This window comes from Plantactinospora sp. B6F1, assembly GCF_040120695.1.
Lineage (GTDB): Bacteria > Actinomycetota > Actinomycetes > Mycobacteriales > Micromonosporaceae > Plantactinospora.
The window spans coordinates 86,262-101,853 of the sequence record NZ_JBEEAC010000005.1 but is presented as its reverse complement, the minus strand read 5'-3'; the positions used below and the strand labels follow the sequence as shown (position 1 = coordinate 101,853).

Sequence of the window (15,592 nt, the reverse complement as noted above, 5' to 3'; positions counted from 1 at the left end):
AGGCTACCAAGATCGCCCTCGATTTCCAGCCCGTCCGTCGCACCGGCACCGCCGACGTACCTCCCGGCACGCCCCGAGGCAATTTCCACGCCGGATCACTCCGAAATCCACCTGTTCGACCCAGTTGATCAGGTACGCTGACCCCGGTCTCGCCCGGTGGCGCACCCCTCCGCGCCGGCGTGACCGCCGCCGAATCACTCTCGGGTGAGCCGGGGACCCAGGTAGGTGGGGTGAGTCCGCAACCGCGGTAGGGACTTGTTCCGTCCCGAACCCGTCAGCTAACTCGGTAGGCGGGCGACGGAGGGACATGCATGACCGGATCCACACGTCGGCGGCTACCGCTGGCCCTGGCCCTGCTCGCCACGTTCGGCGCGCTCACCGGGGCGGCGCTCCGGCCCGGCGTGGCGGAGGCGGACAGCCCCGCCATCCTCGGCGACGAGGGCGACACGCCGCTCCTGCGCGACCTGCTCGAATCGACCGGCCGAGGCTACCTACAGGCAAAGAACGCGCTGGCCAACGCCCAGGCTCGGCAGGCGAGGATCGCCGCCGAACTCCGCCGGGTGCAGGCACGCATCGCGGAGCTGCGCCCCCGGGTGGAACAGGTGGCCCGGGCGGCGTACCGGACCGGCCGGATCGGCCCGGTGATGGTACTGCTGCACAGCGGCTCGGCCGACGAACTGCTGGAGCGCGCCCGTGGCCTGGAGGCGGTGGCCCTGCGGGACAACGACGCGCTGCGCGGGCTGCACCAGGCCCGGGAGCGGGCCACCCGGGCGAAGCAGGCGCTGGACGCCGAGGTACTCGAGGAGCGCCGGCAGCTCACGATCATGCTGCGGCAGAAGCAGGCCGCCGAGCGGGCGCTGGCCCAGGTCGGTGGCGCCTCCACCGGGGGCTTCGTCAACGCCAGGTCACCGGTGGCCCGGCCGGCGCCACGCGCCGCCGACGGCTCCTGGCCACCACAGTCGTGCAGCCTGCCCGACCCGACCACCACGGGCTGCGTCACCCCGCGCACCCTGCACGCCTACACCGAGGCGCGCCGGGCCGGCTTCACCCGGTTCACCGGCTGCTACCGCTCCGGCGGCCCGTACGAGCACCCGAAGGGGCGGGCCTGCGACTTCTCCGCCGAGAAGGGCGGCTTCCGGGGTGCCGCCAAGGGTGCCGACCGGATGTACGGCAACAACCTCGCCGCGTTCTTCGTCCGCAACGCCGACCGGCTCGGTGTGCTGTACGTGATCTGGTACCGGCAGATCTGGTTGCCGACGACCGGCTGGAAGTCGTACGGCGGGGCGCACGGCGACCCGTCCAGCGACCACACCAACCACGTACACCTGTCACTGATCTAGGTCCGCCGGCCCCCCGGGGCGGGTCAGCTCGGCTCGCTCTCCGGGGTGCGGCGGGCCGGGGCGCGGCCGGCGGGCTGGGCCGGCTGCGGGCCGGTCGGGCGGGCCGGCGGGATGGGCCGGGTCGCCGACTCCTCGCAGCTGATCCGGACCTTCTCTCCGTGGTGCAGCAACTCCAGGGCGTCGTCCTGCTCGCCGTCGCGCAGCGAGTACGTCGCCTCGTCCCGCCGTACGTCGACCCGCAGGTGCACGCCCCGGTAGCGGAGCGAGAACTCCAGCCGGTCGATCCGGCTCGGCAGCCGGGGGGCGAAGGAGAGCGTCTGGGTGTGGTCGCGCATCCCGCCGAAGCCGGCCACCAGGGCGATCCAGGCCCCGCCCAGCGAGGCGACGTGCACGCCGTCCCGGGTGTTCTGGTTCAGGTCGTGCAGGTCCATCAGGGCCGCCTCGCCCAGATAGTCGTGCGCGAGTTCGAGGTGCCCGGTCTCGGCGGCCAGTACCGCCTGGGTGCACGCCGACAGCGACGAGTCGCGGACGGTACGCCGCTCGTAGTAGGTGAAGTTGGCCGCCTTCTCCTCGTCGGTGAACGCGTCGCCGCGCCAGTGCATCGCCAGCACCAGGTCGGCCTGCTTGATCACCTGTTTCCGGTAGAGGTCGAAGTAGGGGTAGTTGAGCAGCAGCGGGTACTGCTCCGGCGGCGTGCCGGCGAAGTCCCACTCCTGGAAGCGGGTGTAGCCCTCCACCTGCGGGTGCACGCCCAGGTCCCGGTCGTACGGGACGTGCATGTCGTGCGCCGCGTCCCGCCAGGCGGCCGTCTCCTCGTCGTCGACGCCGAGCTTCCACGCCTCCTCGGGATGCCGGGCGGCGGCGTCGGCGGCGGCCAGCAGATTCCGCTGGGCCATCAGGTTGGTGTAGACGTTGTCGTTCTTCACCGCCGTGTACTCGTCCGGCCCGGTCACCCCGTCGAGGTGGAACCGGCCGTGCCGGTCGTGGTGCCCCAGCGAGCGCCAGAGTCGCGCGGTCTCCACCAGCAGTTCGAGCCCGACCTCGCGTTCGAACTGCTCGTCGTCGGTCGCCTGCACGTATCGACGCACCGCGTCGGCGATGCCGGCGGCGATGTGGAATCCGGCGGTGCCGGCCGGCCAGTACGCCGAGGTCTCCTGGCCCCGGATGGTCCGCCACGGGAACGCGGCGCCGCGCAGTCCCAGCGTCCGGGCCCGCTCCTGGGCCAGGTGCAGGGTGGAGTGCCGCCAGCGCAGCGCGGAGTCGACGGCCGACGGCAGGGTGTAGGTCAGTACCGGGAGCACGAACATCTCGCTGTCCCAGAACGCGTGCCCGTCGTACCCCGGCCCGGTCAGCCCCTTCGCCGAGATCGGCCGCAGTTCGGCGCGGGCGCCGGCCTGGAGCACGTGGAAGAGTCCGAACCGGACCGCCTGCTGCACCTCCGGGTCACCCTCGAGCTGCACGTCGGAGTCGTTCCAGAAGGTGTCGAGATAGCCGCGCTGCTCGGCGCAGAGCCCGTCCCAGCCGGAGAACTTGGCGCCGGCCAGCGCCGCCGCCACCTGGTCGCGCAGCGCCGGGCGGGAGCGGCGGCTCGACCAGCCGTACGCGACGAACTTGACCAGGCGAAGCTGCTCACCCGGCTTGATCACCGAGGTGACGGTGGTCCGGGCCCAGTCCTCGTACGCCTCGGTGCCGACCAGCTTGCGTTCCGGCCCGTACACCTCGTGGCTCATCGAGACGGCCACCCGCAGTCCGCTCGCCTTGGTGCGGTGGATCATCAGCGCACCGTCGGTGTGCACCAGGTGCTCCTCGGACTGCAACGGCGACTCCAGCACCGCCGCCACCCGGGGATCCCGGCTCTGCGCCGGAAGCTGCTCGTTGGCGACCAGTTCCGACTGGATGATCAGCCGCATCGGGCCGTCCACCGGCTCCACCCGGTACTCGATCGCCGCTACCGAACGCTGGGTGAACGAGACCAGCCGGGTCGAGCAGATCCGCACGGTACGCCCGGCCGGAGAGCGCCACTCGACCGACCGTTGCAGGGTGCCGGCACGCAGGTCGAGCACCCGCTCGTGGTTGAGCAGTTCGCCGTAGCGGACGTCGAACGGCTCGTCGTCGACGAGCAGCCGGATCGGCTTGCCGTTGGTGACGTTGACGATCGTCTGGCCGGACTCGGGGAAGCCGTAGCCCGCCTCCGCGTACGGCAGCGGCCGCAGCTCGTAGAAGGAGTTCAGGTACGTCCCCGGCAGGCCGTGCGGCTCGCCCTCGTCCAGGTTGCCGCGCAGTCCGATGTGCCCGTTCGAGAGCGCGAACACCGACTCGGACTGGGCCAGTACGTCCAGGTCGAGCCGGGTCTCCCGGACCCGCCAGGGCTCGACGGGATAGGCCCGTTCCCGGATCATCGGCGCCTCCTCGCAGTCACCGGACCACCTCCGGCCCGGCCCCCGCCGTTCCGGCACCGCCCCGACCGGCTGCCGCCGGGTGGCCGCCATCCGCCTCGGGGAGTAGTTCGGACAGGTCGCGCACCACGATGTCGGCGCCGTGCTCGCGTAGCGCGTCGGCCTGGCCCACCCGGTCGACCCCGACCACGAAACCGAAGTTGCCGGCCCGGCCCGCGGCGACCCCGGCCAGCGCGTCCTCGAAGACCGCGGCCCGGTCGGGGCGGACCCCGAGCAGCGCGGCGCCGGCCAGGAAGGTGTCCGGCCAGGGCTTGCCGCGCAGCCCTTCCCGTCGGGCGACGACGCCGTCCACCCGGGCCTCGACCAGCGGTTCGAGCCCGGCCGCCGCGACCACGTCCCGGGCGTTGGCGCTGGCCGAGACGACGGCCCGACGCAGCCCGGCGGCCCGCGCGGCATGCAGGTAGGCCACCGATCCCTGGTACGGCAGCACCCCGTCGTCGTGGATCCGCTGGAGCAGGATGACGTTCTTGCGGTTGCCCACCCCGTTGACGGTGTCGACGGTCGGCGGGTCGTCCGGCTGGCCCTCCGGCAGGGTGATCTGCCGGGAGGCGAGGAACGTCCGCACCCCGTCGGCCCGGGGGCGGCCGTCGACGTACCGGTTGTAGTCGTCGCCCGGGTCGTACGGCCGGAACGGCTCGCCGGTGGCCTCGGCCCAGCGGCGGAGGAAGTCGTCGAAGGTCTCCGCCCAGGCGGCGTTGTGCACCCGGGCGGTCTGGGTCAGTACGCCGTCGAGGTCGAAGAGGCAGGCGGTCACGTGCGCGGGTAGGCCCAACACGCCTAACAACCTAACCGGGAAGGCCTCGTGCGGCACGTTTTCGGGTTCGGCCACGCCGACGCACGCGGGGCGGGCTCCCGCCCGGCCGATGCACGCGGGGCGGGCTCCCCCGGCCGACGCACCGGGGCGGGCTCCGCCGGCCGACGCACCGGGGCGGGCTCCGCCGACGACCGTGCCGCCGGGCGGAGCCCGCTGGTTCAGCCGTGGGCGTGGCCGTGCCCACTCGGCGGTCGTCCCGGTCGCTGGCCGGGCTCGACCACCACGAACTGCCCCATCATCCCCTGGTCCTCGTGTGCCAGCAGGTGGCAGTGGTACATGTACGGCATGTTCGGGTCGGCGTGGTCGGCGAACCTGGCAATGATGCGCACCGAGTCCCCGGCGGCGAGCAGCACGGTGTCCTTCCAGCCGCGAAGCTCCGGCGGCGGCTCCCGACCGTCCACCGAGAGCACCTGGAACTGCACGTCGTGTACATGGAAGCTGTGCGGGATGCCGTCCAACTTCTTGATTTCCCAGATCTCGGTGGTGTCCCGGGTGACCGCGAAGTCGATCCGGTCCATGTCCATCGACCGACCGTTGATCTGGAAACCGGCCAACTGGAACCGGCGGGTCTCGACGGCCGACGCCGGGTCGAGCCGTTCGACCGGTACCAGCCGGTCCGGCGTCTCCGGTGCCGGCGTGAGGCTGCCGGCGGCCCGCAGTTCGAGTACGTCGAAGGTGTCGTCGCCGCCGGTGAAGCGGTCGACGGGGAAGCCGACGCCCTGGTCCGGCGGGTAGCTGCGCAGCACCAACCGCTCCGCCGGCCGCACCGACACCACGACCTCGGCCCGCTCGCCGGGGGAGAGCCGGATCCGGCCGGTCCGGTGCGGGCGTTCCAGCAGGCCGCCGTCGGTGCCGATCAGGTCGAACGCGCGGTTGTCGGCGAAGCCGAAGTCGTACGTCCGGGCGTTGGAGCCGTTGAGCAGCCGCAGCCGGACCCGTTCGGTGGTGACGTCCAGGTACGGCCCGACGGTCCCGTTGACCAGGAGTGTGTCTCCGAGGATGCCGACGCCGCCGAACGAACCGCTGTCGTCGAATCGCCCGTCGGACGTGAACTGCCGGTCCTGCACGATCACCGGGATGTCGTCGACGCCGTACCGGCGGGGCAGCGCCAGCGCGGCCGACGGCTCGTCGTCCAGGATGAACATCCCGGACAGTCCCCGGTAGACGTGCTCGGCGGTCTCGCCGTGCGGGTGCGGGTGATACCAGAGCGTGGCGGCGGGCTGGTCGACCTTCCACCGCGGCGACCAGGTGGCGCCGGGCCGGACCATCTGGTGCGGGCCGCCGTCCATCGCCGCCGGCAGGTGCATGCCGTGCCAGTGCACACTGGTCGGCCGGCCGATCCCGTTGACGACGTTGACCATCACCTGCTCGCCGCGCTTGGCCCGCAGGGTGGGGCCGAGGTAGTCGCCGTTGAAGCCCCAGGTCGGGGTCGGGCCGCCCTGGCCGAAGTCACGCTGGCCGGGCTGGGCCCGCAGGTCGAAGACCCGGCGTCCCTGGTCGTCGATCCGCGACTGCGCCAGCGGCGGTACGGCGAGCCGGTTGACGAAATCCACCTCGCCACGGGTGTCGACAGCGCTGCGGGTCCAGACCCAGGTGCCGACCGCCGTGCCGATCCCGCAGAGCAGTAGTACGACCGAGAAGACTCCGAGCAGCACCCGCAGCCACAGCCGCGATCCCCCGCCGGCCATGCCGACACCTCCCCATAACTCAGATGACTACATGTAGCCTGCCTTCATATCGGGGCGGTCGTCCATTCCGGGCGGCGGAAGTCAGGGACGGTTCAGGGAGACCCGGACAGAGCCTCGGGGAAGCACGTCCCCGGGGGCGCCGGGCGGTCAGCGCGGCTTGAGCGTCCAGTACAGGGCCATCTCGGTGGTCGGCACGCCGTCCTCGGTGCCGATCACCACCGGGATGGGAATCGCGGGGCGGGCGCCGGTCTCGAACTCGGCGCCCGCTTCCGCGGCCGGGCGGGCCCGGCCGGGCGGTCGCCCGGACCGGGCCCATCGCCACCCGCCGGTTGCGGATCTCCGCCCGGGCAAGGCCCGGGGCGGCTTCAGAAGAGGCTGCCCAGGCTACGCAGAATCTCCGCGTAGAAGTTGCCGTCGATGGTGCGGAAGAACGCGAACGGCTGTGCCGGGTCACCGAAGAACGGCCGCAGCGTCCAGGCCAACTGGGTACCGACGAACCCGAAGAGCAGGATCCAGATGTAGAGCAGGGTCATGCTGGCCGGGCGGGGACCGTCGGACGGGAACTGCGCCACTCCCGGGCGGCCGATCGGGTACGGGTCCGCCGCGCGGTGGCCGTACGGCATCACGTGGTGCGCCGGCGCCGGCTGAGCCGGGACCAGGCCGGGAGCGGGAACCGCCGCGTCGGCCGGCGCCGGTGCGGTGGCCGCAGGCGCGGCGGGGGTGGCCGGTGCGGGCTGGGCGGGGGCGGCCGGCCCGTCCCCGTTGGCGGTGGTAGCCGGCGTCTCGCCGGGCAGCGCACCGACCGCGACCGGCACCGGCTCGGCACCGGGCCGGGCACCGCCCTGGGTGGTGGCGGCCGGCTGCACCGCCGGCTGCCCGGCGCCCGCCGCGACGGTCGCGGCGCCGGCCGACCGGGCTGCGGCGGTCGCGGTGCCGGCCGACCGGGCGGCGCTGGCGGTGAGCAGGCCGTGTGCGTTGAGCACCTGCATGCCGCCGGTCAGGAAACGCAGCCCGACCAGGGCCGACAGGGTCAGGATCGCCACGTTGAGCAGCTTGAAGAAGGCGTAGTCCGGTGCGGTGATCAGGAAGAAGAGGCTGATCGGCGCGAACGCCACGGCCAGCATCGAGGTGACCGTGATCGCCACCATCACCATCGAGATGGCCTGCCGCACCGAGAGCCGGGCCCCGAAGACCAGATTGAACAGGTACAGCGTCGGCAGGCAGATGGCCAGGGTGACCAGGAACAGCAGCGGCAGCTTCACCGCCGAGGTCAGGGCCATCAACACGCTGTGGAAAGCACCGAGCACGGCGCCGTAACAGGCCAGCGCGATCGCCGAGCTGGCCAGCATCTGGCCGGTGAGCGCATTGAGGTCGCGCTCGGCGACGATCTGCTGCCAGACGCCCTGCCGGTCACGGAGGATCCGCTCGATCACGAGCAGGCCGGGTCGTTCCTGTGACACGAGCGGCTCTCCTAACGGGGACAACCATGGATGGGAAATCGACAGACATTAAGGGATGCGGGTCGGTCAGCGCCACCCCACGTCGATCCGGTCGCCGCGCTCGTCGAAGAAGTGCACCGCGTCCATCCGTACCGAGACGGCCATCGGGTGGCCCGAGGTGACCGCCGGGTACGGCGCCAGCCGTACCGCCAGCTCGGCCGGGCGGCGGTGGTGCCGGCCCGGATCGAGCACGCTGCCCCGGCCGCCGCGCTCCTCCTGGGCCGGCTGCGCGGAGCCGACGCTGCGCCCGGTCAGCCGCTGCATCACCTGGCCGAGCCGGCGCAGCCCCCGGCCCCCGCCGGCCGGGCGCTCGTCGGTCACCGGGCCGCCCAGGTCGTCGACGACGATCGCGGTCGCCCCGATGTCGAGGAACGCCAGCGACTCGTGCCCGTGGTGCTCCAGGTACCGGATGCGCCCCTGCAACACGTCGCCCGGCGTGTCCGGAGCCACCGGGGTCAGCGCCTCGGCCCGCATCCCGACCACGATCCGCTCGCCGTGGTAGTGCGCCACCGCCCGGGCCCGGATGTCGTCCCAGGGCAGGTAGAGCGCCTGCTCCCCGAGGTTGAGCGCGACGTACCGGTCGAGGTGCACGTAGACGGTCGCCTCCAGCAGGTTCATCCGGGGGCTGCCCAGGAACGCGGCGACGTAGAGGGTGGCCGGCCGGCCGTACACCTGGGTCGGGGTCCCGACGTCCTGCAGGACGCCCTTGCGCATGATCGCCACTCGGTCGGCCATGGTCAGCGCCTCGGCCTGGTCGTGGGTGACGTAGATGGTGCTCACCCCGAGTTCGCGGACCAGTCCGGAGATCTCCGCCCGCAGCTCCGCCCGCAGGCCGCTGTCGAGGTTGGAGAGCGGCTCGTCCATCAGGAACAGCCCGGGGCGGCGGACGATGGCCCGACCCATCGCCACCCGCTGCCGCTGCCCACCGGAGAGTTGACTGGGCTTGCGGCCGAGTACGTCGGCGATGCCGAGCGCACTCGCCACGTCGGCCACCCGCTCGGCACGCGGCCCTTCCTCGACACCGGAGAGCCGGAGCGGGAAGGCAATGTTGGCCCCCACCGACATGTGCGGATACAGCGCGAAATCCTGGAAGACCATGGCAATTCCGCGGTCCCGCGGCGGCAGGTCGTTCGCCAGTTCACCGTCGAGCAACACGGCGCCGGTGGTCGGGTCCTCCAAGCCGGCGACCATCCGCAGTACTGTCGATTTTCCGCAGCCCGAAGGCCCGAGCAACACCATGAACTCGCCGTCGTTGACGTCGAGACTCACGTTGTCTACCGCCACGGTCCCATCCGGGAATACCTTCGTGACGTCTTTGAGCGCGACGGTGGTCACCGTCACCTCCCCGCAGCGTTATGGCCGGCCCCGGGAATGACTGTGACGAGGATCATCACGGAAGCCCATCGGGTAAACGTGCCATGTTCACGTTGTGACATGACGGTTACCAGACTCGATTCAACCCCCGCTGATGAAACTTCCACCGGCTGGTCGACGGCGCCGGATCGGTGCCGGAGGTGCCGAATTCGGCGTGCCGGGGCAGCCCGGTCCACTGCGCGCCGCTGTCCCGGAGGAAGTACTCCAGTCCGGGATCCCAGGTGTGCCCGGCCGGCCGGCGGCGGTAGACGTAGCCGAGCGGATGTGTCCGGTAGACCAGCCCACCCGCCCGGCGGACCCGATCGAGCAGGCCCCGGTCGACCGAACTCGGCACGGGGCGCCAACCGCCGACCTCGGCCAGGTCGCCCCGGCCGATCAGGATCGTGCCGCCGGCGACGGCCGGGGCGAAGCTCTCCGCGGCCCCGGCGTCCCGCCGTACGGTGGTGTCCAGCGCGCCGATGTAGACGAACTCGGCCGCCTTGCCGACCAGCGTCGCCCCGGAGTGGTGCCGGGCGAGGACGAGGTCCCAGACGTGTTCCGGCCCGTACGTGTCGTCGTCGTCGACCTTCGTCACCAGGGTGCCCCGGGCCCGGGCGGTCGCCGCGACCATCGCCTCGCCGAAGCTCTGCCCGGCCGGCACCTCGACGACCTCGACCGGCCGCCCGCAGTCGACCAGCCGCTGGCGCAGCTCGACCGGCAGGCCGACGCCGTGCAGGCAGAGCACGATCTCCAGCTCGGGATAGCTCTGTGCCGCCACCGCCGCGACCGCGTCGAGGACGTGCTCCAACCGGCGGGTCACCAGCAGCACCGAGACCGACGGCAGCCCGCCGAGGCCGGGAAAGGTGGCCGCCGCCAGCCTGGGCAGCGCGAAGCCCCGGGCGTGCCGGCGCAGTACCGCCCGGCGCTGGCGTACCGCCCGGGCCTCCCACTCCAGCTCGCCCCGCGGGTCGGGCCGGCCGGCCGGATGGTCGGGCAGCGGGGCGCGGAGCAGTTCGACCACCTCGTCGGCGAGCTGCGCCCGACAGGACACCGGCAGGCCGGGGGCCCGCAGCAGTACGCCGGTCAGCGCGAGGTGCAGCAGCAGGGCGGCCTCGGCCCGGGGCCGCAGCCCGGGGATCGGGCCGCAGTCGAGCAGCCCGATCCCGGCCAGCGCCGACCAGTCCCGCTCGGTCAGCCACGGCCGGTCGAGTCGACCCCGACAGTCCAGCCCGGCCGGTCCCCGGATCCGCCAACTTGCGCCGTCCGGCCCGGGTGCGAAGGTGAGTTCGGCCCGGGGCGCGTCCGGCCCGAACGGCCCGTACCGGCCGACCGGGACCGCGTGTTCGGCGTCGAGCAGTACCGGCCCGGTCCGGCCACCGTTCCCGGTCGCCGGCACGCCGAGCCGGTCGCCGTCCCCGATCGCCGGCACGCCGAGCCGGTCGACGGTCAGCCGCGCCCGGTACGCCGTCCGGGCCATGTCCCCGGCCACCGCCGGCTCGCCGCCGTCCGGCCGGAGCACCAGGTCGTACGGCCGGACGGCCGGGTTGCCGGGCAGCTCCCCCGCGACGACCGCGAGCCCCGGCCCGGCGCCGAGCCAGCCGGGGAGGACGTCCTGGGCGGTCACCTCCGGGCTGCCCGGGGTCGGCAGTGGACGGATCGGGGTGAGCAGCGGTAGCACGGCCGCCAGCACCGAGCGGAGCGGTACGGACCAGCGCAGCTCGATCTCGACCGCCGCCCGGCCCCGGTCGTGCCGGGGCAGCGCGATCCGCTGGGCGAGCAGGTGCGGCACCGGGCCGAGCCGGCCGGACCAGCCGCGCTGCGGGATCTCCCAGTCCTGCACGACGACGGCGACCCGGCGTACCCGGACCAGCCCGGCCGGATGGTCGAGCAGGTGTCGCAGCCAGGTCACCGACCGGGCGGTGACGGCCATCCGGCCGACGAACATCCGCTGCCAGGCGGGTCCGGCGCGGTTCTCGGCGGACCGGTCGGCCGCCGCCCGGTCCGGCGTGGCCTGGTCGGGGAGTCGGGTCGACGCCGACGGTCCGGGTATCTCGGTGAGCCGGGAGCCGAGCGTGCCCAGCGGCCACCGCCGCCGGCCGCGGGGTTCGCCGACGGCGATCCGCCAGCGGAGGTACTTCTCCGGGTCGTCCCTGCCTGGCACGCCGATCCCTTCGTCGGCCGACACCAACACCACGCTACGTGTCGCTATCACGAAGGCACTCACGGTAGTCGGCGCGGAGCCGATTTGGACCGACCCCCGCCACGCGGCGCGCGATTGTCAGCTCTGAGCAATCATATGATTACACTGTGCCGCGTGCCCATCCGCCCCCGGGCCGCGACGGCCCATCCGCCAATCCGGTTGTTCCGGAACGACTGGAGTCGGCTCACCCCACCCGAGCTGGGCGACTGGCAGCCGACCCGGTCCGTTTCGCTGATCGTCCCGGCCCACGACTGCCAACCCGCCCTCGACCTCACCCTGGCCGCGTTGTCCGCGCAGACGTACCCGTCCGGGCTGCTGGAGGTGGTGGTGGTCGACGACGGCAGCGACCCGCCGCTGGTCCTGCCCCGGATCCGCCCCGACAACTGCCGGCTGCTCCGGGTCGCCGACCACGCGGCCGGCTGGGGCCGGTCGGCCGCGCTGCACGTCGGCGCGGAGCACAGCGAGGGCGAGATCCTGCACTGGCTCGACGCCGACATGGTGGTCTTCCCGGAGCACGTGGCGGCGCAGGCTCGCTGGCAGCACGTCAGCGACGAGGCGGTCACCCTCGGCTACAAGCGCTTCGTCGACGCCGACTGGCCCACCCCGGAACAGGTCGCCGAGAGCTGCGCGGCCGGCACCGCCGATCGGCTCTTCCGGCTCGACGACTCCGAGCCGCACGACTACGTCGAACGCCTCATCGACGACACCGACCAGCTCCGGCGCGGTGACCACCTGAACTTCCGGGCACACGTCGGCGCCACCGCCGCCCTGGCCCGCGCCCTCTACACCGAGACCGGCGGCCTCAACCCCGAGCTGCGGCTCGGCGAGGACACCGAGTTCGGTTACCGGCTGGCCCAGGCGGGCGCGGTGTTCGTCCCCGAACCCCGGGCCCGGAGCTGGCACCTCGGGCCGTCGCACATGATGACCCGTGGCGAGGCACTGCGGCGGTACAACCGGCCGTTCCTGGCCGACCTGATGCCGCAGCCCCGCTACCTGCGCCCCGCCGCACACCGGAGCTGGGCCGTACCGCTGGTGGTGGCGGTGGTCCGGGCCGACGGGCCGTACGAGATGGTCCGCACCTGCGTCGACCGGCTGCTCGCCGGAGACCAGACCGACCTGCGGGTGGTGCTGGTGGCGCAGTGGACGGAACTGACCGACGACCGCCGATCGGTACTGGTCGACCCGCTGCTGGACCTGCGGCTGCTCGCCGCGACCTACCGCTCCGAACCCCGGGTGGAGCTGGCCGGGCAGCCGCCGACGACCGCGTACCCCGCGCCGTACCTGCTGGAACTCGGACCGCACCTGGGGGTCGACGCCGACACCGTACGCCGGCTGGTGGCGGTCGCCGACCAGTGGCAGGTCGGCCTGGTCCGGCTGCTGCCGATCGGGGCGACGGCACCGGACGACGGGCTCTCGCTCTGGCGCACCTCGGCGCTCAGCCGTGCCTTCCGGGTGCGCCGACCGGACGAGGCCCTCGACGAGGTGGTCGCCGAGGTGGCCGGGCGGCGCTGGGTCAGCGGCGACGACTTCGGGGTGATCGACCTGCGGCTGCTGCCGGAGAACAAGTGGGTCTCCCCCCGGCCCCGGCTGGTGGTCCGGCCGGACAAGCGGGCCCGGCGGGCCGCCCTGGCCGGGGTGGAGACGATCCCGGTCGGCGGGATCCGCTCGCTCGCCTCGGCCACCCGATTCGTCGCCGGCCGGTACGCCGGCCTCGCCGCCGAGAGGGTCCGGCAGCGGGTACGCCGCCGGTCCGCCCCGGTCGACTGACCGGATCTCGGTCGTGCCCCGTTCGACCGACCGGATCCCGGTGGTACCCCGCTCAGTCGGGCTCGTCGAGGAAGACCCGCCGGACCACCCGCTCGGCCGCCCGGCCGTCGTCCAGGGCACAGAAGCGGTCCCGGAAGCGCTTTCGGGCGAGCGCGGCCGGCGGGGCGTCCACCGCGTCGGTCCGGAACGCCGCCAGCAGTTCGGGGAACTCCGTCACCGCCGCCCCCGGCGCCTCGGCGAGCACGTCCAGGTAGACCCCGCGCTCGCGCCGGTACTCGGCCCAGTCGGGTGCGTAGACCACGATCGGCCGGTCCAGCGTGGCGTAGTCGAACATCGCGGACGAGTAGTCGGTGACCAGCACGTCGGCGGCGAGGTAGAGATCCTCCACCGAGGGATGCTCCGTCACGTCCCGCACCCGGTCCCGACCGTCCGGCGACGCCGGGGCGGGCCGGGCGCCCGGGTCGAGATAGTGGCCCCGGACCAGCAGCCGGCCCGCCGGACCGAGCGCCTCCAGCAGCGCACCGGGATCGAACGGCGGCGAGTACCCGGGCCGGTGCTCCCGATGCGTCGGCGCGTACAGCAGCACCCGCTCGCCGGGTTCGATGCCGAGCCCACGCCGGACCGCCTCGACCTCGGCGGGCCCGGCGTTCACCAGCCGGTCGTTACGCGGATAGCCGACCTCCAGGGTCCGGTACTCCGCCGGATAGGCCCGCTCCCACATCTGCGTGGAGAAGGTGTTGGCGCTGACGCTGTAGTCCCAGCGGTCGATCCGGCGCAGCAGCCCCGGAAAGTCCAGCCCGGCCGCGCCGTACGGATAGCCCTGCTGGTCCAGCCCCATCACCTTGACCGGGGTGCCGTGGTGGGTCTGCACGTGCACCGAGCCGGGCCGCTTGACCACGTAGTCCGGGAAGTTCACGTTGTTGACCAGCCACCTCGCCCGGGCAAGCGCCCGGAAGTAGGCCCGGCTGCCGGCCACCACATACGGCACCCCGGGCGGCAGGCCGGCGACCCGGTCCCGGCGTACCACCCAGACGCCCCGGATCCACGGGGCCAGCTCGGCGGCCTTCCGGTGGATCGCCGCCGGATTGCAGGCGTAACCGCGATACCAGTACGCGGCGTAGAGCGCCAGCGCCGGATCGAGCCGCCGCCCCAACTGCGCGTGGTAGTACGCCCGGAGCAGCGCCTTGCGGGCCAGCCTGGCCGCCTCCGACAGTGCCGCCGGCAGCCGGACGGGCTCGGACGGTGCCGCCGGCAGCCGGTCCGCAGCCGCCGGCAGCCGCGCCCGGGACGCCGGGCGCCACGACGGCAGTGCCGGCAGAACCCGCCGGACGAGGCGCCCGGCCCCGCCCCGCCGCGAGTGGTGCAGCGCGCGCAGCACCGCGTATGTCCGCCAGTGTCCGCCGGCCACCAGCCGGTGCTTCAGCCCGTCGATCCCGCCCGGCATCCGGTAGCCGCCCGGCGGCAGCCAGCGCCGGTAGTCCGCCACCACCTGGTCGAAGAAGTTCCGGCGCAGCCGCGGGGAGAGCCGTCGCCCGTTGCCGAGCACGATCAGGTAGTGCCAGACCATCCGCTCGAAGATCAGCGGCCGGAGGTCGTCGTACGCCGGCCCCCAGCGCGCCATCAGCTCGAAGACCCGATGCCAGTGCGGAAAGACCTCGAAATGCCGGTCGTCCCGGGTCCGGGTGATGGCTCCGGAGCGCCGCTGGCGGTAGTTGACGCAGACCTGGTCCAGCACGCTGATCCGGTCCGCGGCGAGGAGCACCGGATAGCCGAAGGAGACGTCCTCGTACCAGCCGGGGCCGAAGCGCAGGTCGACCTCGACCAGGAAGCGGCGGCGTACCACCTTGTTCCAGGCGGTGTGCAGCACGCCGAGCACCTCCGGCCGGTCCCGCACGGCGAACACCTCGTCGCCGGAGTCCGGCACCGTCCGGTCCAGGCCGCTGCCGAGCGTCCGGTGGTCCCAGTACGCCCGCACGTGGTCGACGACCAGCACCTCGGGTTCGACCCGGCGCAGCCGTTCGGCCACCGCCGGCAGGCAGCCGTCGGCCAGCCAGTCGTCGCTGTCCAGGAACCAGACGTACTCGCCGGTGGCCCGGTCCAGGCCGATGTTGCGGGCCTCGCCCAGCCCGACGTTCCGGTCCAGGCTCACCACCCGGACCCGGTCGTCCCGGGCCGCGTACTCGGCGATGATCTCGCCGCAGCTGTCCGGCGAGCAGTCGTCGACCACCACCGCCTCGACGTCGCGCACCGGCTGGCCCAGGATCGAGTCGAGGCACTCCCGCAGATAGCCCTGCACCCGGTAGACCGGTACGACGAAACTGATCAGCGCCATCGGCGCCGTACTCCCGCTGGCAGCGTCATGCGTCCCTTCCCGCCGCGCGCCGCCCGCACAGGTGCCCGGTCACCTCGAAAGCGGCGTCATCCGTCCCACTCCCGCCGCTCCGGCGTCCCGGTCCGGTCCGGCCGTCCCGGGGC

At 73.2% G+C, this 15,592-nt stretch carries 9 protein-coding genes and 1 riboswitch; of the genes, 2 read left to right on the top strand and 7 right to left on the bottom strand.

The window, feature by feature from the left end; all coding sequences use genetic code 11:
• The first annotated feature begins 177 nt into the window (after window positions 1-177).
• Window positions 178-308, top strand: a riboswitch (cyclic di-AMP (ydaO/yuaA leader).
• Between the two features lie 3 nt (window positions 309-311).
• On the top strand, window positions 312-1,340 hold the full coding sequence (locus ABNF97_RS09755) for a VldE C-terminal domain-containing protein (RefSeq protein WP_130461763.1): 1,029 nt from the start codon (window positions 312-314) through the stop codon (window positions 1,338-1,340).
• Window positions 1,341-1,363: 23 nt separating this feature from the next.
• Here ABNF97_RS09755 and ABNF97_RS09750 read toward each other — a convergent pair whose 3' ends face one another.
• The 6 genes from ABNF97_RS09750 to ABNF97_RS09725 all read right to left on the bottom strand — a co-directional run bounded on the left by ABNF97_RS09750 (window position 1,364) and on the right by ABNF97_RS09725 (window position 11,335).
• Window positions 1,364-3,739 carry a glycosyl hydrolase family 65 domain-containing protein gene (locus ABNF97_RS09750; RefSeq protein WP_130461762.1) on the bottom strand — a complete coding sequence of 792 codons (2,376 nt, stop codon included), beginning with the start codon at window positions 3,737-3,739 and terminating at the stop codon, window positions 1,364-1,366.
• A 16-nt stretch (window positions 3,740-3,755) separates the two neighbouring features.
• Complete coding sequence (locus ABNF97_RS09745; RefSeq protein WP_349338319.1) at window positions 3,756-4,571, bottom strand: HAD family hydrolase; 816 nt, start codon at window positions 4,569-4,571, stop codon at window positions 3,756-3,758.
• A gap of 197 nt (window positions 4,572-4,768) precedes the next feature.
• Window positions 4,769-6,298 (bottom strand): multicopper oxidase domain-containing protein, encoded by a 1,530-nt coding sequence (locus ABNF97_RS09740; RefSeq protein WP_130461760.1) that lies wholly within the window; start codon window positions 6,296-6,298, stop codon window positions 4,769-4,771.
• Window positions 6,299-6,663: 365 nt separating this feature from the next.
• On the bottom strand, window positions 6,664-7,758 hold the full coding sequence (locus ABNF97_RS09735; RefSeq protein WP_130461759.1) for a hypothetical protein: 1,095 nt from the start codon (window positions 7,756-7,758) through the stop codon (window positions 6,664-6,666).
• A 66-nt stretch (window positions 7,759-7,824) separates the two neighbouring features.
• The gene (locus ABNF97_RS09730; protein ID WP_349338318.1) at window positions 7,825-9,132 is read right to left on the bottom strand and encodes an ABC transporter ATP-binding protein; all 1,308 of its coding nucleotides are present in this window, start codon (window positions 9,130-9,132) and stop codon (window positions 7,825-7,827) included.
• A 106-nt stretch (window positions 9,133-9,238) separates the two neighbouring features.
• Complete coding sequence (locus ABNF97_RS09725; RefSeq protein ID WP_349338317.1) at window positions 9,239-11,335, bottom strand: hypothetical protein; 2,097 nt, start codon at window positions 11,333-11,335, stop codon at window positions 9,239-9,241.
• Window positions 11,336-11,464: 129 nt separating this feature from the next.
• Here ABNF97_RS09725 and ABNF97_RS09720 point away from each other — a divergent pair, with 129 nt between their 5' ends.
• Window positions 11,465-13,117 carry a glycosyltransferase gene (locus tag ABNF97_RS09720; protein WP_165436643.1) on the top strand — a complete coding sequence of 551 codons (1,653 nt, stop codon included), beginning with the start codon at window positions 11,465-11,467 and terminating at the stop codon, window positions 13,115-13,117.
• Window positions 13,118-13,169: 52 nt separating this feature from the next.
• Here ABNF97_RS09720 and ABNF97_RS09715 read toward each other — a convergent pair whose 3' ends face one another.
• Window positions 13,170-15,449: a bifunctional glycosyltransferase/CDP-glycerol:glycerophosphate glycerophosphotransferase gene (locus ABNF97_RS09715; RefSeq protein WP_349338316.1), complete on the bottom strand. Its 2,280-nt coding sequence runs from the start codon at window positions 15,447-15,449 to the stop codon at window positions 13,170-13,172.
• Window positions 15,450-15,592: the final 143 nt, after the last annotated feature.